Annotated in this window: 22 protein-coding genes, 1 tRNA gene and 1 riboswitch; of the genes, 1 reads left to right on the plus strand and 22 read right to left on the minus strand. The window is 40.8% G+C overall.

Annotated features, from left to right (window positions below; all coding sequences use genetic code 11):
• Positions 1–46: 46 nt before the first annotated feature.
• The 20 genes from arsS to G593_RS20020 form a co-directional block, all read right to left on the minus strand.
• Positions 47–1,009, minus strand: coding sequence for an arsenosugar biosynthesis radical SAM (seleno)protein ArsS (gene arsS / locus G593_RS0103480; protein ID WP_029730764.1), 963 nt, complete (start codon positions 1,007–1,009; stop codon positions 47–49).
• A gap of 21 nt (positions 1,010–1,030) precedes the next feature.
• The gene (locus tag G593_RS0103485) at positions 1,031–1,459 is read right to left on the minus strand and encodes a C-GCAxxG-C-C family protein (RefSeq protein WP_005334568.1); all 429 of its coding nucleotides are present in this window, start codon (positions 1,457–1,459) and stop codon (positions 1,031–1,033) included.
• 24 nt (positions 1,460–1,483) lie between these two features.
• Positions 1,484–2,506, minus strand: a complete 1,023-nt coding sequence (locus G593_RS0103490; protein WP_029730765.1) for a phosphotransferase family protein — start codon at positions 2,504–2,506, stop codon at positions 1,484–1,486.
• A gap of 52 nt (positions 2,507–2,558) precedes the next feature.
• Positions 2,559–3,890, minus strand: a complete 1,332-nt coding sequence (locus G593_RS0103495) for a TIGR04283 family arsenosugar biosynthesis glycosyltransferase (protein ID WP_029730766.1) — start codon at positions 3,888–3,890, stop codon at positions 2,559–2,561.
• A 144-nt stretch (positions 3,891–4,034) separates the two neighbouring features.
• Positions 4,035–5,018: a (Fe-S)-binding protein gene (locus G593_RS0103500; protein WP_029730767.1), complete on the minus strand. Its 984-nt coding sequence runs from the start codon at positions 5,016–5,018 to the stop codon at positions 4,035–4,037.
• Positions 4,990–5,670, minus strand: coding sequence for a TVP38/TMEM64 family protein (locus G593_RS0103505; protein ID WP_029730768.1), 681 nt, complete (start codon positions 5,668–5,670; stop codon positions 4,990–4,992). Before G593_RS0103505 ends, G593_RS0103500 begins: the two co-directional genes overlap by 29 nt.
• A complete protein-coding gene (locus tag G593_RS0103510; RefSeq protein WP_029730769.1) occupies positions 5,660–6,085 on the minus strand; it encodes a hypothetical protein in 426 nt (141 codons plus the stop codon). Before G593_RS0103510 ends, G593_RS0103505 begins: the two co-directional genes overlap by 11 nt.
• Before the next feature lie 108 nt (positions 6,086–6,193).
• A complete protein-coding gene (locus tag G593_RS0103515; RefSeq protein ID WP_029730770.1) occupies positions 6,194–7,300 on the minus strand; it encodes a sulfurtransferase in 1,107 nt (368 codons plus the stop codon).
• A 126-nt stretch (positions 7,301–7,426) separates the two neighbouring features.
• Entirely contained in the window at positions 7,427–8,293 is an 867-nt protein-coding gene (locus G593_RS0103520) for a rhodanese-like domain-containing protein (protein WP_029730771.1), read from the minus strand.
• A 34-nt stretch (positions 8,294–8,327) separates the two neighbouring features.
• Positions 8,328–8,660: an arsenosugar biosynthesis-associated peroxidase-like protein gene (locus G593_RS0103525; protein WP_005334581.1), complete on the minus strand. Its 333-nt coding sequence runs from the start codon at positions 8,658–8,660 to the stop codon at positions 8,328–8,330.
• A 1-nt stretch (position 8,661) separates the two neighbouring features.
• Positions 8,662–9,372 carry a TVP38/TMEM64 family protein gene (locus tag G593_RS0103530; protein WP_005336906.1) on the minus strand — a complete coding sequence of 237 codons (711 nt, stop codon included), beginning with the start codon at positions 9,370–9,372 and terminating at the stop codon, positions 8,662–8,664.
• Between the two features lie 178 nt (positions 9,373–9,550).
• Positions 9,551–10,447: a nucleoside hydrolase gene (locus G593_RS0103535; protein ID WP_022279395.1), complete on the minus strand. Its 897-nt coding sequence runs from the start codon at positions 10,445–10,447 to the stop codon at positions 9,551–9,553.
• Positions 10,447–11,469, minus strand: a complete 1,023-nt coding sequence (locus tag G593_RS0103540) for an ABC transporter ATP-binding protein (RefSeq protein ID WP_029730772.1) — start codon at positions 11,467–11,469, stop codon at positions 10,447–10,449. The genes G593_RS0103535 and G593_RS0103540 overlap by 1 nt, the downstream gene beginning before the upstream one ends.
• A complete protein-coding gene (locus G593_RS0103545) occupies positions 11,459–12,277 on the minus strand; it encodes an ABC transporter permease (RefSeq protein WP_005336902.1) in 819 nt (272 codons plus the stop codon). Before G593_RS0103545 ends, G593_RS0103540 begins: the two co-directional genes overlap by 11 nt.
• Positions 12,249–13,145: an ABC transporter permease gene (locus G593_RS0103550; protein ID WP_005336901.1), complete on the minus strand. Its 897-nt coding sequence runs from the start codon at positions 13,143–13,145 to the stop codon at positions 12,249–12,251. The genes G593_RS0103545 and G593_RS0103550 overlap by 29 nt, the downstream gene beginning before the upstream one ends.
• Positions 13,146–13,149: 4 nt before the next feature.
• Positions 13,150–14,406, minus strand: a complete 1,257-nt coding sequence (locus tag G593_RS0103555) for an ABC transporter substrate-binding protein (protein ID WP_029730773.1) — start codon at positions 14,404–14,406, stop codon at positions 13,150–13,152.
• A gap of 148 nt (positions 14,407–14,554) precedes the next feature.
• Positions 14,555–15,100: a hypothetical protein gene (locus G593_RS0103560; RefSeq protein ID WP_044993977.1), complete on the minus strand. Its 546-nt coding sequence runs from the start codon at positions 15,098–15,100 to the stop codon at positions 14,555–14,557.
• A gap of 63 nt (positions 15,101–15,163) precedes the next feature.
• Entirely contained in the window at positions 15,164–16,369 is a 1,206-nt protein-coding gene (locus tag G593_RS0103565) for a sirohydrochlorin cobaltochelatase (RefSeq protein WP_029730775.1), read from the minus strand.
• Between the two features lie 207 nt (positions 16,370–16,576).
• Positions 16,577–16,789: riboswitch (cobalamin riboswitch) on the minus strand.
• 101 nt (positions 16,790–16,890) lie between these two features.
• Complete coding sequence (locus G593_RS0103570) at positions 16,891–17,589, minus strand: 3'-5' exonuclease (RefSeq protein WP_029730776.1); 699 nt, start codon at positions 17,587–17,589, stop codon at positions 16,891–16,893.
• Position 17,590: 1 nt separating this feature from the next.
• Positions 17,591–17,758 carry a hypothetical protein gene (locus G593_RS20020; RefSeq protein ID WP_005336888.1) on the minus strand — a complete coding sequence of 56 codons (168 nt, stop codon included), beginning with the start codon at positions 17,756–17,758 and terminating at the stop codon, positions 17,591–17,593.
• A 270-nt stretch (positions 17,759–18,028) separates the two neighbouring features.
• On the opposite strand from G593_RS20020, the gene G593_RS0103580 reads away from it, so the two are divergent.
• Positions 18,029–18,547, plus strand: a complete 519-nt coding sequence (locus G593_RS0103580) for a nitroreductase family protein (protein ID WP_005336880.1) — start codon at positions 18,029–18,031, stop codon at positions 18,545–18,547.
• Between the two features lie 115 nt (positions 18,548–18,662).
• Here G593_RS0103580 and G593_RS0103585 read toward each other — a convergent pair whose 3' ends face one another.
• Entirely contained in the window at positions 18,663–19,853 is a 1,191-nt protein-coding gene (locus G593_RS0103585) for a dicarboxylate/amino acid:cation symporter (protein WP_029730777.1), read from the minus strand.
• 209 nt (positions 19,854–20,062) lie between these two features.
• Positions 20,063–20,136, minus strand: a tRNA-Arg gene (locus tag G593_RS0103590).
• Between the last annotated feature and the right edge of the window lie 78 nt (positions 20,137–20,214).

Genomic DNA, 20,214 nt, shown 5'->3' on the forward strand with positions numbered 1-20,214 from the left:
CATAATTTTTCTTTTTTAAGCAGCCTGCTTAGTCTGTTGCGCCGCCTCAGCTTGAGCCGGCTCCTGCTGTACAGGCATAACAGTGTTTATCCATCCGGATTTTCCGGGCTGTGTAAGGTTTTCCTATCCAATCAGCTATGGTCTCCTTCGAAAAGATCGGAAGCCCTGCTGCCAGGTTAAAATCACAGTCATACAGCTTTCCGTCATGATCTACCGAAATCTGAAAACGACACATCAAAGCTTCCACCGTTGCCGGGTTGAAAGCATCATACAACTTCTTCATATACCCTGAAAGATTCCCGGATTTTCGGAGAAATGCTCCAAATCGTCCCATTGGATTGTTGTAAAGTGTATACAGGGCATTGAACACAATTCCAAAATCTGCTTCCAAATGCTCTTTATACTCTAGTTCCATAGCAGTCTGATCCGGTGGGAGAAAGGCTCCCGCCGGATTGTACACCATGTTCAGCACCAACTCAGGATTCTTTCCATAACCAAGTGTATTTAATTTCTGTAATACCTGTATTGCCCCGTCAAATGTACCGGTTCCCCGTACTCGATCCATCTGATCTGCCCTATAATAAGGCAGGGAACATACAATTTCTACTTTCTGTCTGGCATAAAATTCAATCAAATGTTCATATTCCGGATTCAACAGAACTGTCAGATTGGTTCGCACGATCACATGACTACAGACTTTACATGCCTCTGTAACAAGCCATTCAAAATCCGGATTCATCTCCGGCGCTCCCCCTGTAATATCAATGGTCTGCACTTGTTGTTCTCTTGCAAATTGAATACAATCCGCCATCACTTCCCGGGGCATCACTTCCGTCCGGTTCGGTCCTGCACACACATGACAATGCTTGCACGCCAGATTACAGACACGGCCAATATTCATCTGAAGCACTTCCAACCTGTCTGCTGTATTCATCATCTCTGGATCAATCTGTGTCTGAAACACAGGTATCTGATCCAGATCATGAAAATCATTAATTATCTCATCCATAAAAACCTCTTCATATATCTGCTAGAATATCTCTTTTAGTATAGTGATACTATCTTTTACGACTTCCGGACAGAAATCAAATAACAATCCTTCATCCAGAATCTTCTGCATCTCTTCCGGCTTGGAAATATCATGCTTTAACAGCCCTTTACAATTACAGACAGCATATTTTTCCTGGAATTTCTGTAAAAATTCTGCACGTTTTGCATTCATAATATCCTTCTGCCCCATATGCTCCACTTCGCAATGTCCATATTTTAATCCAAGAACGATCATTGCTCCGACAACAGCACCACAAGTCTCACCAAGACCCATACCGCCGCCAAATGCTGCAGACATCTTGTAAGCTTCCTCTGTTGTAATTCCAAGCTCCTCTGCAAATGCTCCAACTACAACTTGTGAGCAATCAATTCCTTTCATAAATAACTCTGCAATTTCTTTTTTCTCCATAATATTTCTCCTTTCGTGTCATTTTCAAGAATATTTACGCTCCAGATAGCCCCGTATATTTTTTAAGAAGTCCATATCCAGATAAGCATTCAACTTTTTGAATGTGGATTCATTGAAAATCAACTTATCCGGCTGCTGGTATTGAACCCATGCCATAGCACACCATGTAATCCCGCGCAGACATGTGATTGGAATAAATGCATGAGTATGTTCCCGGATCATATCTGTCTTAAACCGATTTCCTACCGCTTTGATGTATGCATCAATAAACTTCTCCATCTCTTCTGAAGTAAGAATGACATCTGTCTTCCAGAATGTAGTCGTAGGTGCCAGGAAATGTCCCAGATCCTGGGCGGGATTACCAAATAGCGGCTTCTCCCAGTCAATCAGGTAATTGGACTTTCCTTCCCCGTTGATCAGGAGATTCGTAGAATTTAGTTCTGTATTAATGCAGCATTGATAACCACTTTCAAGCTGGATTTCTGCTTCCCGTTTCCAGCCAAGATCCAAAAGTTCACGGATATATGTTTTTTTCTCTCCATCTCCTAATGGTGATTCCAGATAAACCTTGAACATCTCCTCGCACTCCTCCAGAATCGCTTTCAATGGATTCTGTGGGTGTATAAGGATTTCTTCACTCTCTGGAATCGGGACACTGTGAATGTCTGCCAGACATGGGGCTGCCAGCATCAATTCTGTATGATAATCCATTGCATGACCCGGAAGGTATTCCATGACCAGAACGCCATGCTCCAATATTTTTTTGCTGCCATCTACATAAAGCACTTTTGGCGTCCTGCCAGAGCCTTCCATTAACCTTAACGCATGTGCTTCATATTCAATCTGATGCTCCAGATGCATCTGGCTTCCACAATTCACACGAAGTAGTAATTTCTTTCCTGTCACAGAGTGTGTAAATGCATAATTAATATTATACTCTCCCTGTGCCAGCAATTCGTAATTTTCCGTCTTCTCTTTTGGCAATCCCAGTGCTTCTCTGTACTCTTTATTTTTCACATATTCTTCCAGACCTCTGATCCGCTCCATAGATTTTTCCTCTACCTTGATATTTTTATTTCTTGAAATCCACTGCTATATTTTACCTTACGTCTCGGTACATCTTTGATATTCGGTCAATTGGTACCCCGTCCCGATACATCTTGCGAAGCCGATTCATTTTCCACATAACCTTAAGTTTCGGGATCGTCTTCTTGGGAAATCTGCGGTCAGATGTATAAATCCTGTGCTTTGCGATTCCAAGTTTTACGCCCATTTCCTTAAGAGTCAGTGAAAACTGATAATCCTCCATGATCGGAAGGTTCGGGAACATTCCCGCCTCAAAGAACAACTCCCTGTCTATGAAGATTCCCTGATCTCCAAACATAATCTTGCGGTCTTTGATCCGGTGATTGGAAATGACACGGCACGTCCACATAAAGAAATGCTTTGAATGAAATGCAATTCCAAAACACCCTGCCAGATGGTCTTTCATCACATAACGAATCTCCGCCAGCGGATGCTTCGGAAGCTCGCTGTCACTGTGCAGGAAAAACAAAATATCCCCGGAACTTTCTTTTGCTCCCAGATTCATTTGATTTGCCCGGCCTTTTTCTGAATGAAGTACACGGAACCTGGAATCAATCATTGACAATGTCCGGTCTTTGCTTCCGCCATCTACAAAGAGAATTTCACATTTGTCCAGAAGAGGAATCAACTGTTTTTGCAGTGATTTTATCGTGGATTCTTCATTATAAATCGGAACAATAACAGAAATCTTCTGTTTTTTCAGAAGATAACGTCCAGTCTCACTTTTCTGCAATTCCAGAGTTTTACGCATCCGGTTTCGAAATTTACTAATATCTTCTTTCTCATCTATATCATGAAGCGTTCTTGCAAAACCAACTGTATAACCAGCCTCAAAAGCTGCTTTTGCTGTATTTTCCAAAACACTTGCATGGCTGTAAGTCTGTTTTTCAAACACCTCTCTCACTGGCTTCTTCATACCTACAAGATAATATCCACCGTCCTGCGTTGGTCCCAGAACAATGTCATGCACATCTAACAGACGAAATGCATAATCTAAATCTGCCTGCTTAATTTCCGGCACATCCGTTCCAATCAACACACAGGATCCATAATCTTTGGCAAGAACCCTCTGGATTGCCATGTACATTCTCTCTCCCAAAGATTCCCCCATCTGCGGAAAATAAATCTTGTCATCCCCAAATATATTCTTTAATGCAGCTCCTTTATCGTCCGGAGTGTAACAGATATAAAGATCCGCCTGTGTTTTTTGACATTGCCCGGCAATATCTTTCAAAAAGCAGGTGTGCAGCCCGGCACATTCCTGCGGCGAAAAATATGGCATCAGCCTTGTCTTTGTCTGCCCCGCCACCGGAACTCTTGTAAATACAATGATTGCTCTTCTCATCTTTTATCCCCATTCTTTTGTTGAATTGTCACCTGGTACGGAGTCATTTTTAAAACAAATGGAACTGTTCAGAGCCAACTTCCAAAATGCTACGCATTTTATACCTGTTTTTTGAAATTTTGCTTGGCTCTGAACAGTTACCAATTATGTAAATTTCGTCTTCGCACGGTTGATCATGGATTTCTTCACATCCGGCTTTTCATAAGTCTTTAAAATCTCTGTCAGGAGATGTCTCACGTTCTGACAGCCTCCACGAGTCAGATTGCCGGAGCAGGAAGCACAATAACTATATACTTTTTTCTCTCCTGCAAGTGCAGATGCCATGTGCTTTGCAATTTCCGGTTCTTTCACCGGTGCACAGCCTCCAAGACCACAGCACTGTACTCCTTTTACCGATTCCAGACTTCCCTTCACGAATCGCTCTGCTGATGCAAGAATCTCTCTTTTCTCACGATCCGGACAAGGCAAAAATACTTTGCCGGACTCCAGATTCTTCTCACCGATCCCTAGTTCTTCAAGTTTTGCATAAATGTCTGTCACTTTAACCTTCAAATAGGGTTTCAAAAAGGTATAACAGTTCGGACAAAGCATGATAACCTCTTCCACGCCTCTTTTTTCAAACTCATCATTAATACGCTGTATAATTCTCTTTTCATCAGCTTCCAGTCCAAGCTCCGCAATCGGCTTTCCACAACAGTCATAGGCAACTCCGATTCCATGTTCTTTCAGAAGCTTCACAAGCTTCTTCATTGTCTTTGGATAAAATGAAGGAAAATTACACCCTGGGAAAAGGATGCATTTTCCAGCTGCATTACGATAATTTTTATAGATATAATCTTTCTTTTCTTTTAAGAGCATTCCATACCCTTTTTCACGAAATGTCCCTTCTGCCTCCCGGACATTTTCCCGGCGAAGCTTTAGAATATAATCCCGCCCGTCAATCCCAATCGGGCAGACTTCTGTACATTTTCCACACAAAAAGCAATGATAAGATAATTCCTTCAGCTTTTCAGTGTCCCCAATATCAATGCCATATTTTTTCAGAAACTCACAATGCTTCTGACAGACATGGCAGTGTATACACTCCGACACATCATTTTTACTCTTCACTTTGTTCCTCCTGCACATAATGCTTCTTCAAAAATGCACCAAGCCCCATAACAACTACTGCCAGTACAAGTGCAATCCCTATATAAAGGATCCGTTTCTCTTTGTCTGCAAGTCCGGCTATTCCAACCGTATACATAGCCGTTCCTGGCAGCATAAAAATCAGAGAACAGATGGAATATGTGGAGAACTTAATATCTGTTACCCCGTAGGCAAAATTCTGAAGATTGTATGGAAACAGCGGGACCAGTCTTGTAATCATAAGAATAAAAATCTCGTTACTTCCCGTCTCATCAAACAGCCATTTTTTCAGATATTTATTTTTCATTGCCATCGGTTTGATACTGTCCTGAAGGAAAAATCGTCCCACAACAAATGCGACCATTGCTCCAAGCGTTGTCGCAACTGAGCAACAGATCGTTCCAAGTACCGGTCCAAATACCAGCCCCGCAATAATTGCAAATGTCACTCCCGGGAGTGCCAGAACGACACAACTTACAATCGTAAGCACTGTGTAGATCAACACCGCCAGAAGAAGATCATCCTGTACCATATTTTCCAAAAATTTCAAATTCTCTGTATTTCCCAGGTAGGCAGACCACCCGAAAATGTGATTGAGTACCAGAATCACAACAATAATTCCGATAAATATCCACACTTTTTTATTTTTCATTCTTCGTTATCCCCACTGCAATACCATTTCTCACAATCTGCATCAATGTAGCCGCCCCAAAAAGCGGCATTAAAAAGTAATATGCCGCAAGTGTTTCGATGGACTTAAATATTGTTATCCCAAGATAGACAATTCCCAGTACTGACATCACCATGATCATAACCAGATCAATCTTTCCCAGCATCTCTTTTTTCTTTTTATATCCGGCAATAATCAGCACAATCAGCACAATTGCCACAACTACTGTAATATACTTTACTATACCATAAACCGCATTTTTCTGAAACTGCATATTGTGATAATTCACCCAACGGAGCATGCCTAACTTCTTCTTTGTAAAGTACTGGATTGCATAAGCTCCAATCAAAAAAGCAATGGTCAGTAAATCAAAAAAAATGTAACTTATTTTTTTCATATTTCCTCCATAATACTGCTAAACGCTGTCACCGGAACCCAGTGACAGCGCTCATATTTTTTATTACTTTTCATTAATCTGATACTTTACTCCAAGTTCAGTACCGGATTATTTTGCAGCTTTTCCTGTCGGAAGCTCTCCAACTGTTGTATGCTGGCAGTCAGCACTTGCAGGATCACCAACCTGTACCGGATAGTCATCGTGCATTAACCACTCATACCATCCACCATCGTATACAGAAATGTTATCGTATCCATTCTCATAAAGCACAAGGAATGGTACCGTTGCTCTCCAGCCTGTTCCACAATAGAATGCAAGGTGATTATCTAATGTAAAGTCACAGTCTTTCCAAACTTCTTTCAGTCCGTCCAGATCTTTTACAGTTCCGTCATCGTTCGTGAAGTCTGCAACATCTGCTGCAGTCTTGGCACCTTTTCCCCATACAGCTCCATCCGGCTCACCAGCTTTGTCCATATAGTTATATCCACTTGTCTTTCCAAGCCACTCTTCTTCACTTCTGATACTTACTAATTTGAAGTTGTCATCATTGGCAAGTTTATCTTTTGCTTCTTCGATAGATGTCCAGTACTCTGGATGAGCTGGTACAGTTGTTCCGAAATCTTTTGCTTCTGTTCCTTCATTTGCCTTTGTTTCTGTCTCGTATCCGGCTTTCTCCCATGCATCGATTCCACCATTTACAATCTTGACATCCTCAACACCAGCCCAGATATAAGCATAGGCTACACGCGCTGTTCCGGAAATATCTCCACCGTAAAGAACAACCTTTGTATCTTTTGTGATTCCGTGAGAAAGAAGATTCTTCTCAATCTCATCTGCTGAAAGAAGATTGTATGCACCTTCCTCAGATCCTGTAGCATCCTCTACTTCAACATCACCGACATAAATTGCTCCTGGAATGTGACCTTTCTGATATGACTCACAATCCTTTGCATTATCACTGTAAGCAACCTCTGCAACTACTACATTCTCATAACCTTTCTGGTTACCATCCATAGCACTCTTTAACCACTCTGGTGTTACATATACAGTTCTCTGCTTTACAGCCTCAACATCTTTTGTCTCTTCTTTTGTGTCTTTTGCTGTTTCTGTCTTAGTCTCAGACTTTTCATCTGATTTTGAGCTTGATCCGCATCCAACTGCAAGAGATGCAACCATTGCTGCACTTAAAAGTACCGCTAATACTCTTTTTTTCATTGTACATTCCTCCTTATAGCTGTTATGGAATCTGTCTTGACATCATCTTCCAGTTCTTTTATGTATGTCCAAATCGGAACATTTTTCGTTCCACAACATCCATTGGGGTATTCTATCAATCACAATTTACTCTGTCACGAATGCAGCAGATACATCTCCGTCTTTTGCACCATTCTCAATGATGTAAAGGTTATCTAAATCAAAGCCAGCGTCTTTCAGTATAGAGATTCCTGTCTTAGCACACTTGTTTCCGCTGTAGCAAAGAAGATATACTTTCTTGGAAGAATCCATCTTCTCTGTTGCCAGTTTGTACATAGCTGTCTGAGCATCTGCACTTTCAATCTCTTTTAATCCGCACTGGAAAGATCCTTTTAAGTGTCCTGCTTTGTATGTATCATCATCACGAACATCCAGAATCTGAACATCTTTGTCATCTACTGCTGCAACTGCATCTTTTCCAGATACATACTGCCAGTCGATGTTCTCTTCTGTACGGTCTGTTGTAAGAGCTCCGCTTACGTCAGCAAGTGCTTTTGCCCCACCCTCTACTGTGTAGATAGATGTTGACTCGATTCCTGCATCTCTTAATACACCTGTTGCTTTTTCAGCTCCACGCTTACCACTGTTACAGATGATGTAGATATCTTTTCCATCGTTCAGGTTCTTTTTCGCGTAATCTGTCATAGCGTCAACTAAGGAATCATCCTCTAATGGGAAGATTGGGCACCACTCAGAATTCTTAACTCTTCCAGTCACATAGTTATCCCACTCTCTTACATCGAGTACGTGAACTCCGTCAGCTTTCGCTGTATCCTCAGCAGATACATACTGATACTCATCGTCTGCCAACTCTTTTTTCTCCTCTGTTTTTGTATCTGCAGACTCTGTCTTTGTCTCAGATTTTGTGTCAGAACTGGAGTTTGATCCGCATCCTACAACCATAGATCCTGTCATTGCTGCTACTAATAATAATGTTACGACTCTTTTTTTCATGTTTTTCATCTCCTCAAATGTTTTATTTTAATTTTTAGAACTCTAATTTCTTTACGATGTTTTTCATCTGTACACCGTGAACCAGACTTGCACCGCCACGGATTGCTGCTGCCACATGGACAGCCTCTGTCATCTGCTCTTCTGTCACTCCCTTATTCAGACAGTCATTGGTATAAGCATCAATACAGTATGGGCACTGTACCGTGTGTGCCACAGCAAGTGCGATGAGAGATTTCTCTCTTGCTGTCAGTGCACCTTCTTCAAACACTGCATTATAGTAGCTGAAGAACTTCTCTGCTAACTCCGGTGCTTTTTCCCCAATGGTTCCAAACTTCGCCAGATCTTCCGGATTGTAGTAAGTATCCATTTCATATCCTCCCTTTTTCTTTTTTGGACTGCCGGTCCATATATATTTTTCTCAGCATAAAGATCAGTGCTGAGAGGGCAAACAAAATCATAAGCGCGGTCACAAATAACTTTGCACCGCCGGTCAACATGCCGCCAACGTAAGAGTACACAATTGTTGCCGGAAGCTGTCCGATTCCTGTTGCAATAAAGAATGACATAAATGACATAGATGTCAGTCCTGCCGCATAACTTACAATATCGAACGAAATAAATGGAAGCAGACGGCAGATCAGAATTGTATTCTTTCCATATCGTTCAAAAAATGTATCAATCTGAGCCAGTCCGCTCTTGCTTGTAAGTTTCTCTGCCACATCACGTCCCAGAATTCTTGCAATGTAGAAACATACAGCCGCTCCTGCCATAGCACTTGTCCAGGAAAGGATTGCTCCCTGCCACCATCCAAACAGATTCGCATTTGCGAATGTGAGCAAAAATGCCGGAAGCGGTGCTGCAATGGACTGAAAGATCATCAGTAAAAATGAGATTACAGCCGCATATGCTCCATAAGATGCCACAAAATCACGTACAACCGTAAAGTCTCCGCTTGCAAACATGGCAAATACCTTGTTCATCATTTTATTGACACCTGGGACTAAAAAATACACAGCGACTGCTGCAATCACTGCGATTAATAATACAACTTTCCCCAGCCAGTTCTTTTTCTCTTTCATATCTTTAAAATTCCCCTCTGAAATATATAATGTCTGTTCATTTTACCAACAGATTTTCAATATGTAAAATTAATAAATATTAACAATTCGAATTTATAAATCAGCTATACTAATAATACCTTTTTGTACTCTTTTCGTCCAATTGTTATTATCAATGTTTTTCATTCACTTATTCATTTTATTTATATATCTCCGTGATAGGAAAACATCGTTCCCCTGCATGCATCCAAGATCTATAAATCTCATCTTTAAAACTTTTTTCTTCTTTGATCTCCGGAAGATTCAAGGTACAATTGCCCGGTGTCTGCATTCGCAGATTCCCTGTTTGTAAGTCTTCTTCGGTAATTTTGAATTTATTTTTCCTATGCGCAAACAGCTCTTTGTGCATCAGATAAACTGCTGCTGTTACATCCCAGTTGTAAAATCCGCCAATTCCATAATCCTCTTCATTGTACCCAAACCAGTAATCTGTCTTTTCCCGGATATAGATTGCTGCCGGGTTTTCTGTTCCCAAAAGGCGCTTTTTATATTCTTCTTTCGTAAATAAAACTTTCAGACAGTTATTTCCAGTAATTATGGACACATTTTTCCCTTTTGTCAGTACCGCTGCTGTGGCTTCTGGATCACAGGAAAAATTCAACTCATCCATAATCTTTTTTTCAAAGACAAGAGGTTCTGTAATCCCGCCCATCAATACGATCTCTTTCACTTTTTCAAAGAAATGTGGATCTAATGTATACGCCCCGCCCAGATTTGTCAGGGAACCTGTTGCAAGAATCGACAACTCTCCTGCATACTGGTTTGCCATATCCACCAGAAAGTCAGCCGCATCACTTTGAAACTCACCGCGAGCCGCCCCTCCTTTTCGTGCCGGCAGTTCTGTCTGCCCCAACTCCGAAAGCATACGGTTCATTGTCTCCCACACAACATCAATTTTATTATTACCATAAGTAGCTGTTACACCAAGCAATTCTGCTTCCGGACATCCCAGAAGATACATAAGTGCCAGACCATCATCCACATCACAACCAGGAACACCTAGTGTTAAATCACAGTCATACACGATTTTTTTCATCAGACTTCCCCGCTTTCAAACCATACAATATCTTTTTCATTTATCTTTATCGCAACGATCATTCCACCCGACAAATTCAGTTCGCTGATTTTACTGCTCATTACCTGGCTTAACAATTCAAGTCTGCCAAAATACGGCTCTTCCAAAATCAAACTAACCTCTGCCAGTTCCCCTGCAAATGTTATTTCTTCCACCTTTGCATGTATGGAAATATCATTCTTGTTTTCTTTACCTTCTACTTTAGCTATTTGTACTGAAAATAGTCTGAGAATTCCTTCTATCATTCTTCCATCATGTTCTTTTTTCATAACGTTGACTTTTCCAAAATACTCTGCCACCATACGCGATGTCGGATGATAGAACATTTCTTTTGGCGTATCATATTGGATGAACCTTCCACTGTCCATAAGCGCGATTCGATCAGACATCTGCAATGCTTCCCGCTTGTCATGAGTAACAAGAATGGTCGTTATTTTCCAGGTTTCGTGTAGTTTTCGTACGAGTTCGCCCATTTCCAGGCGGAGTTTTTCATCAAGCCCCGAGAACGGTTCATCAAGAAGTAAGATTTTGGGTTTCGCTGCCAAAGCTCTTGCAAGCGCTACTCTCTGCATCTGGCCTCCGGACATTTCCCTTATTCTTCTCTTTTCAAACCCAGAAAGCTGCACTGCTGCCAGCAATTCTGCTACCTTTTTCTTTCGTTCGTCTTTTTTCACACCAGCAATCTCCATTGGAAATGCAATGTTCTTTTCTACAGTCATATTGGGAAATAAACGCAGATCCTGAAATACGATAATTGTGCCTCGCTTTTCTGGTAGAATATTTGTCGCCTTTTCCCCCTGTATCCACACCTCGCCTTCCTGCACTTCCACAAGTCCGGCAATGCTTTTCAGCAATGTTGTTTTTCCACAACCTGACGGTCCTAACAGCGAAACAAATTCTCCCTGCTTTACTTCAAGATTTATACCATGCAGAATCTCTTTTTTTTGAATTGTAACTTTTAATTTTTCTACCTTAAGACTCATAGAACCCTCCACTGTTTTCCTTTGTCCAATGCTTTGCAAGACCTTCGAATAATGAAAATAATATCAATGTCACCCCTAAAAATATCACACTGTACACGCATGCAATGTTACGATTTCCACTTTGAAGATATGGAACCATAACAACGGTGAATGTCTTCACTTTTCCACCGCCGATCAACAACGTCATAAAATACTGGCTAAAAGACACGATATAGGCCATACAGAAAGAAGACAGCATGACAGGAACAAGCATCGGAAGTGTAGTATGAAAAAATGCTTTCCACGCAGAAGCTCCCAATACTCTCGCCTGTTCCTCCAACCGGTTACCGACAGCCTGCGTTCCGTCTATTAACAGCCGGACTGCATATGGAAGTGACGCGATCAGATGAATCAGTATCACACCTGTCACTGTATTGTTAAGCCCCAGTTTTATGAATAATACCTGAAGTCCCATGGCAAGCACTGTAACCGGAATCATAAAAGGCAGGATTGTCAAAAAATAAATCAACTGTTTTCCCGGAAAGTCATAGAGTACAACCGCACGAGCCGTCATCAGCGCAACGACTACCGAAAATGATGCTACAACAACCGAAATTTCTGCACTGGAAGCAAACACCGCACTTAATTCTGTCCCTCTCGCCGAAATTTGATCCAGCGCACGCATAGAAAACACCTGTGGAAACAGATCCGGCCATGCCCAGCGTTCTGTAAATACCCAAAGTATCATCGTTGCAACCGGAAATAAGATCAGAAACACCACGATTAAAATAATAATATAACTAAGTATTGATTTTCTTTTTTTCTTCATGATTCTTACCTGCCAGATAACTTACATTTTTCTTTAACATTACAAAATACAGCACCGCACTTACCATGGAAATGCATATGATAACTCCATTTAACGCCATAGCATACGGACGGTTTTCAAGATTCGGATGAATATACTGCTGGTATGCCAGAATCGGCAGTGCTTTCGGCGTAGTCGCTCCCAAAAGAAACGGGAGTTCATAAGCTCCAAGGGCAAACACAAAAATTATCAGAAAGCCACTGATAATTGTCTCTTTGCAAAGCGGCAGCGTTACTTTCACAAATGTACAGATTTTCCCTGCCCCGAGATTCCTGGCAGCCTCCCCCAGTTTTCCATTGATATTTGCCATTAATGCAATAACAAAATATACAATAAATGGAAGTTCCTTCCACACATAAGCCAGAATAATTCCAAATCCATGTGCATCATATATAATCAGAGGAAATTGCTGCTGATCACTAATCAGTCCAAGCGCATAACCAATTCTTGCAAGAATTCCATTCTGAGAACAGATGTTAACTGCAAATATAGCCACAACAACATGGGGAACTATAATCGGCATCTGTATGATCCGCATCATAAGTCCAGACGTTTGTCTGACAGACACACACAATCCGGCAAGAATCACACCACCTGCAGTTGCAATTGCGGCTGATAAAAATGCAATTTTTAAGCTGTAGCTCACAGATTGAAAGAGCTCTGGCTTCATCAATATTTCTTTGTAATATTTCAACGTAGGTTCCCTTAATCCAAAAGCTGGAATCACCCCGAAACTCTGGGTGATTCCAGTTATTAACCCGATCAGAAATATAATGATCAGTACAATCTGAGGAACCAGTAATAAATATGGTACCACTTTTTTCTTCATAAAATTATTTTCCTACAACTTCCTCATTCCAGATCTCTTCAATAATCGGAACAAGCTGTGCCGGCATCTCCGGAAGACGTTTGGAAAGAAGCTCGTCCGGAGGAATGGTTCCTTTTCCAAGATCTACTTTATCAAATTCTGCCTTCTGGTCATCAGAAAGTTTTGTATTATCTAATACCGGGATTACTTTTAACTGATCATAACGGTCTGCCTGAACCTCCGGCGAAAGCATCTCATTGATAGCGACCATTGCTCCAGCTTTGTTTGCTGAATTCTTGGCGATTGCCATAAAGTTTGTATTTCCAATTGTTCCTTTATCGAACTGGAAGGACTGAGTTGTCTCTGTGTATTTTCCATCTGCAATATTTACTGCTGTGTCATATGCACCGTATGTCATGTAAAGAACCACTTCACCATCTGCAAACATGTTGTCCAATGTTGTGGAAGAGTCCGGGAATGTCTTTCCCTGATTCCATAAGTAAGGATTCAGTTCTCGTAAATATTCCATAGCCGGTTCAATTGCCTCTTTTACTGTTTCTTTGTCAGCTTCCATAGTCAGGAACTGCTCATATCCACAGATTTCATAGATAATATTTCTGACAAATGCACTTCCTGTAAAGTCTGGAAGAGCCGGATATGTTACTTTTCCTGGATATTTCTGCACGAATGCTTTCAGTTCTTCTGCACTCGTCGGAAGATCTGGTGTTACCGCCGTATCCGCAACCATAACTACCTGAGCTTTTCCATATGGAGCCTCATATCCATCAGTCGGATAAGCAAAGTCTAATTTTACATCTTCAGAATCACCATCTACATAGTCATTGAAATTCGGAAGTTTGTCTGTAAATGGACCATATAACATATCTTTTTCTTTTGCAGACTGGAAATTCTCTCCATTAATCCAGATTATGTCGATATCACCGTTGTCTTCACTGGCATTCTTGTCTCCCAGTTCACCGGAAAGCTGACTTAAAATCTGATCAATATCCATCGGAACACGTTCCATAGTAATATCATATTTTTCCTTCATAATCGGTGCAAATGAATTATCCAGCCAGTCATTCAGCTTATCATCTCCACCCCAGCCATAGAAAGTCACTGTACTTCCTTTCGCCTCTTTCTTCAGTTCATCAAAACCCATACTGTCTACTTCTTTTGTTGTAGCAGTATTTTCCTGTTTACTGTCACTTTTTGCACCACATGCCATCATAGAAACAGACATGGCAAGTGCAAGTATCACTGCAACAATTCTCTTTCTCATACATTTCTCCTTTGATTTAATTGATAACTTCTCTCATTTTATCAGTTTATACAGAAAAGTCAAATCAAAAATCTTTATAAATACAAAGAAAGAGCAAATGCTTTAACACATCTGCTCTTAATTATTTAAAAATTATACGACATCTTTTTTACTGCACTGCTTCCGGATTGGACACACTGACTTTATGGTCATACCATTTACCCTTTGTTCCAATCAATGCCAGATCAAATTCATCGTCCAGTGTCGGTACCGGTACGTCAAAGGAATATGCTTCCTTTGGCGCGGAACCATCAGAATAAGTAATCTCTGTTGTCTCTGACGGATCGATCAGATCTGCCCCGTCTTTCTGTGCATCTTCTGCTGAGCCTAAGAATAACTGTACGATATTTTTAGAATTCAATGTAATATGTACTGTCATCTTACCATCTTTAACAGTCAGCGTTGCTTTTCCGTCATTATAGTCCGGATTCTCGTGGAACATACCGCTGTCTGTATTAAAATCTACCTTATAAGTTCCATCTTCCAGCTCAGGCTCCTTCGCATCTTTGCTGTCAGTCTTTGCTTCTGACGCATCATCTTTGGAAGCTTCTGTTTTTGTGTCATCTTTCTTATCCGTATTACTTCCGCATCCGGCAAGCATTGTCATTGCCATACTGGCGGAAAGTAATAAAACTAATAATTTCTTTTTTAACATGTCCATTCTCTCTTTTCTAATTATTTTTCTTTATAATTGTACTCTGAAAATCTGACCTGTCAACTATTTAGCTTCAATTGCAGCTTTTGTATGTGCTACATAAATCTGCTGAATTGCATCAATCTCTCCAAGACCTGCAATCTGTGATTCTACACTGTCAAATGCTTTTGACGCTTCAAACTGGCTCTTCCATGAATCATCATCGTCTCCTGCCATATCATTGTTCGCATGATCTCCTGCAACAACCATCAGTGGACGAAGGATTACTTTCTTATATCCGGCCTCTTTGATTTTCTCGATGACTGCCTGACACTCTGTATCTTCCGGCTCACCTTCTACAGTTCCGATAAATACATTCTTATATCCAAGCTGCTCCATCTGTGTCTGCATCTGATCATAACTTACATTTGCAACGTGTGAAGTTCCATGTCCCATGAATACAAATGCGGTTCCATCTTTGGCTGCTGCATCAATGCTGTCATAGTTTGCTGTCTTAACTGCTTCGTCTGTGATTGCTTTTGCAACTGCTTCTTTGTCTGCATTGATAACTGTTGTATCTGCTCCAACTTCGCCGAGAAGCGGCTCAGCAATCTTTACAGATTCAAATTTATCTTTATATTTTTCCACTGTCTCTGATAACTCATCATACTCTGCACCATGCATCAGATGTGTCGGCTGAACAACAAGGTTTTTAACTCCATTGTCTACTGCACGCTCCAGTGCCTGCTCCATGTTGTCAATCTTCTCATCATCACGGGCCTGTACGTGATTGATGATGATCTGAGCTGTAAATGCTCTTCTTACTGACCAGTCTGGATTAGCAGCCTGAAGTGCTTTCTCAATTCCACCGATGTCTTTTGCGCGGCTGTCATTGAATGATGTACCGAAACTTACAACGAGAAGTTCATTCTCACCAATCTCGTCCTGATTTAACGGATCATCTTTCGAAGCGTCACCTGTATCTCTTCCGAAGTAATCAGGATCTGCGTTTTCACCTTCTACTAATTCTTTTTGGGCATCTGTTAATGCGTCCCAGGCTTCCTTAGCTTCTTTGCACTGTTCATCTGTCTTGTCAGTTCTCTCCTGAACATAGATATCATCAATCAGTTTTGCCACCTTGTCTGCTGCCACCTGATCGCTGTCCTCCTTCGTATCCTCTGTCTTTGCATCACTCTTTGCGTCAGAACTTCCTGAATTTCCTCCACATCCTGCAAGCAGAGACATACTCATAGCTGCAGTAAGTAATACGACTACCAATTTTTTCTTCATCTTTCCATCCTCCATTTTTTTCTAAGATACAAAATAATTTTTCCGGAGGTTTTTTATTACATAAAAATTCATATAATAAAAAATCCCTGCCATTAAAAAATGAACAGAGAGTACGCAAAACAAACTATTGACGAAATGATCTTCCTTCCGTCAAATAGCCTTTCTATGTATTTCGTACTGCCAGTTCCTCGTGGCCTGAACAAATATGTTCCTGTACTGTGAAAGGCAGGTATCCCGGCTTATTGCTCAAGCGCTCTAAAATCAGCCTTCCCGGTCTCCCAGTGGCATGTAGGATTCAAAGCTCGCAAAATACGGTGACGAGTTCGTACAGGATTCACACCTGTTTCCCTTTTCACCAGCCAGATAAATAACTTTTTATAATATCTTTCTCTGACTGACACCTCACACATTTTTTATTCTTTTGTATCTTTAGCTATTACTTTTACAATCTAACACATCTGATAATTACTGTCAATACATCAGCCTGTCAGACTGTATTCCATATTGGTTTCTCACTTCCATTACGGTCGGGATAAAATCCGGTCGATTTCTCTGGAAGCCTCACTCTTTGTCAGTGTATGTATGTCCATTTCCATAGAAATATTCTTCTGTTGCATAAGCCTTGTGAGAAATTCGATCTGTTTTGCGGTTATCGGTTCTTTTTTCTTCACTTTATATGCCAAGGGCTGTGGTTTAAAAACCTTCGGTTCCTTTTCCTCATAAAAATGCGCCATAGACTGATACAGTTTTGCGGTTGCCAGAGCATCATGATATGCCCGGTGCGCCGCCGCATTTTCGATATGATAGTATTCGCAGAGTGCGCCAAGCTTTCTGGATGGAAGGTCTGCGTGAACAACTTTGGCAATCTTAAGTGTATCAATTCCCATATGATCATAGGTGTAACCAAGTTCTTTTGCTTTTGTCTTCACAAAGCTGAAGTCGAACTGCACATTATGTCCGATCAGCGTATCCTGTTCGCAGAATTCAAGGAACTCCGGCAATACTTCGCCGCAGTTCCCTGCTCCTTCTACCATATCATTTGTAATTCCGGTCAGTTGCGTAATCATCGGAGGTATCCCGGCCTCCGGTTCGATAAAACGACTAAAACGGTCAACAACTTTTCCTTCCCGTACTTTCAATGCACCAATCTCAATAATCTCATTGTGCTCCGGGCTAAGTCCAGTCGTCTCTATGTCAAATGCAACATATGATTTTAACATCTTACTTGTCCGTCTCTTTCTCGTCCATTGCTCTTACTTTGTCATTTGCATACAATACGCCGCGCATACAGCCATTGCCTTTCACATCTGGATACCCCTCCTCATTATAACAGACTGTGATCACACAGCCATTGCGACAACCAGTACAAGTAAATTTCAAATCTGACATTTTCTCTTCCTCCCTCGCGCCTTTGCGGACTGATGCATGATTCATTTTTTCGCTACCCACGGATTTTTGTGCTATGCACTTCTTCAATCCTTAATATTATTAGTATAACATTTTGTTCATTTCTTAACAATGTACATATCTACCCATTTTGTCCATATTTACAAATTATTTTTCGTATTTTTATCTAAAATAGACAATGATTTTTCGTATTTTTAATATTATACTGTACTTTAGATAAAAAGGTTAATTATTTTAAAAGGAGAGGTAATCATGAACGAAGTATTAAATAACATTTATACTCGAAGATCTATTCGTAAATTCAAAGAGCAGGACGTTCCAAAGGATCTCGTAGATGAGATTGTCAAAGCAGGAACTTACGCTCCAAGCGGCAAGAACTTACAGACATACCGATTCTATGTAATGCAGAATGCAGATTCTATCAAGCGCCTTCAGGATGTTGTAGCAAAGGGAATGGAGAACCCTGCTTACACATTATACGGAGCAAAGGCAATTGTACTTGTTGCATGTGAGAAAGAAGCTGTCAACGGAGTCAGCGACTGCTCATGCGCGATTGAAAATATGCTTCTTGCAGCACACTCACTTGGACTTGGTGCATGCTGGATCAACCAGTTAAAATACTGTGGAGACAAAGAAGAAGTTGCTGATTACCTGGAAGGTCTTGGAATTGACAAAGACATGCAGGTTGTCGGAATGGTAGGAATGGGATATCCTGATGAAGAGCGCGAGGCTGCTAAAAGGCAGGACGATCTTGTTACATATTTGAATTAGTTTTTAGTTTCTTTGCATATCGAAATGGAGAGGGGTTTTGTTCCACTCTCCATTTTCTTATTCTCACACCAATGATATATTTTCATTTTCTAAAATTCAAGAATGTCTCGACAATCTATAATTCCACAGATATGTTCTGCTTTTCTATTCCATGTTTTTCGGCATAACCGGTCAGGAATAATGTCAGTGCTCCGTCTCCTGTTACATTGCAGGCTGTTCCGAAGCTATCCTGAAGTGCGAAGATTGCAAGCATCAATGCTGTACCATCATCACCAAATCCAAGAACGCCTGTAATGAGTCCCAATGATGCCATTACCGTTCCTCCCGGAACTCCAGGGGCTCCAATGGCGAAAATCGCAAGCAGGACGCAGAACAGTACCAATGTCTGAATATCTGGTAATGTACCATATAATACCTTGGACACGATCATACAGAAAAACACTTCCGTCAATACGGATCCGCACAGATGGATATTTGCAAACAACGGCACCCCAAAATCCACCATATCTTCTCTTAAAACTTTGGATTTTCTCGCACACCGAAGCGCAACTGCAAGTGTTGCGGCAGAAGACATCGTTCCAACTGCTGTAATATAAGCCGGTCCATAATGCTTTACGACTTCCATTGGATTCTTTCCAGAATAGACTCCTGCTACAACATACAGCACTGTCAGCCAGATATAATGTCCGATCATAACGATTACGACCGCACTGACAAATACCGGAAGCTGCTTTGTAATAGTTCCATCATATGATAAACAAGTGAATGTAAATGCAATAAACACTGGAAGAATTGGAATAATAATCTTTGACACAATTGCAAGTACAATATTTTGGAACTCATCTAAAATAGTAATGATCGTCTTTGCTTTTGTCCAGATTGCCGCAAGTCCGATTAAAATGGAAAATGCAAGAGCACTCATGACATTCATAATCTGCGGAATAGTCAGACCAAAAACATCTTCCGGCAATTCTTTTAAGCCTTCAATCTCTGACACAACCGGAAGATTCGGAATAATTGCATATCCAGCTCCCATAGAAAGAAGTGCTGCCAGTACGGACGACGTATATGCAACCATAAGTGCAACGCCAAGCATACGTGACGCATTATTTCCAAGCTTTGTAATAGATGGTGCAATAAATCCGATGACAATTAACGGTACTACAAAGTTAATGACCTGTCCCAGAATATTCTTCAATGGAACAACAACACTCATTACACTTTTAGGGAAAACCTGTCCAAAGATAATTCCAATAACAATGCCAATCAATAATTTCACTGGAAGACTGCTAAATATTTTTTTCATACCCTACCTCACTCATTCTTCATGCTCAATAAATTTCTTCTATGTATAAATCATTCTCCTTTTTATCCCAATAAAGAAATTTATTAGTTGAAAATATTATGTTTATTATACAGTTATCAAATATGTTTTGTCTACTTTTATCTTAGAAAAAGGCAATTTCTTATCATAGAAAAAAAAGGCATATCCTTTCGGATATGCCTTAAATTCAACGTGCGCGAGAAGATTCGAACTCCCGACCTTCTGGTCCGTAGCCAGACGCTCTATCCAGCTGAGCTACGCGCACATTACTGTGTTCCGTTTCTCTTGTGTCCCTCACAGCAAAATCTATTATATCGTAGGTCCCCATGGTTGTCAACAAGTT

Source organism: Dorea sp. AGR2135, assembly GCF_000420885.1.
Lineage (GTDB): Bacteria > Bacillota > Clostridia > Lachnospirales > Lachnospiraceae > Dorea > Dorea formicigenerans.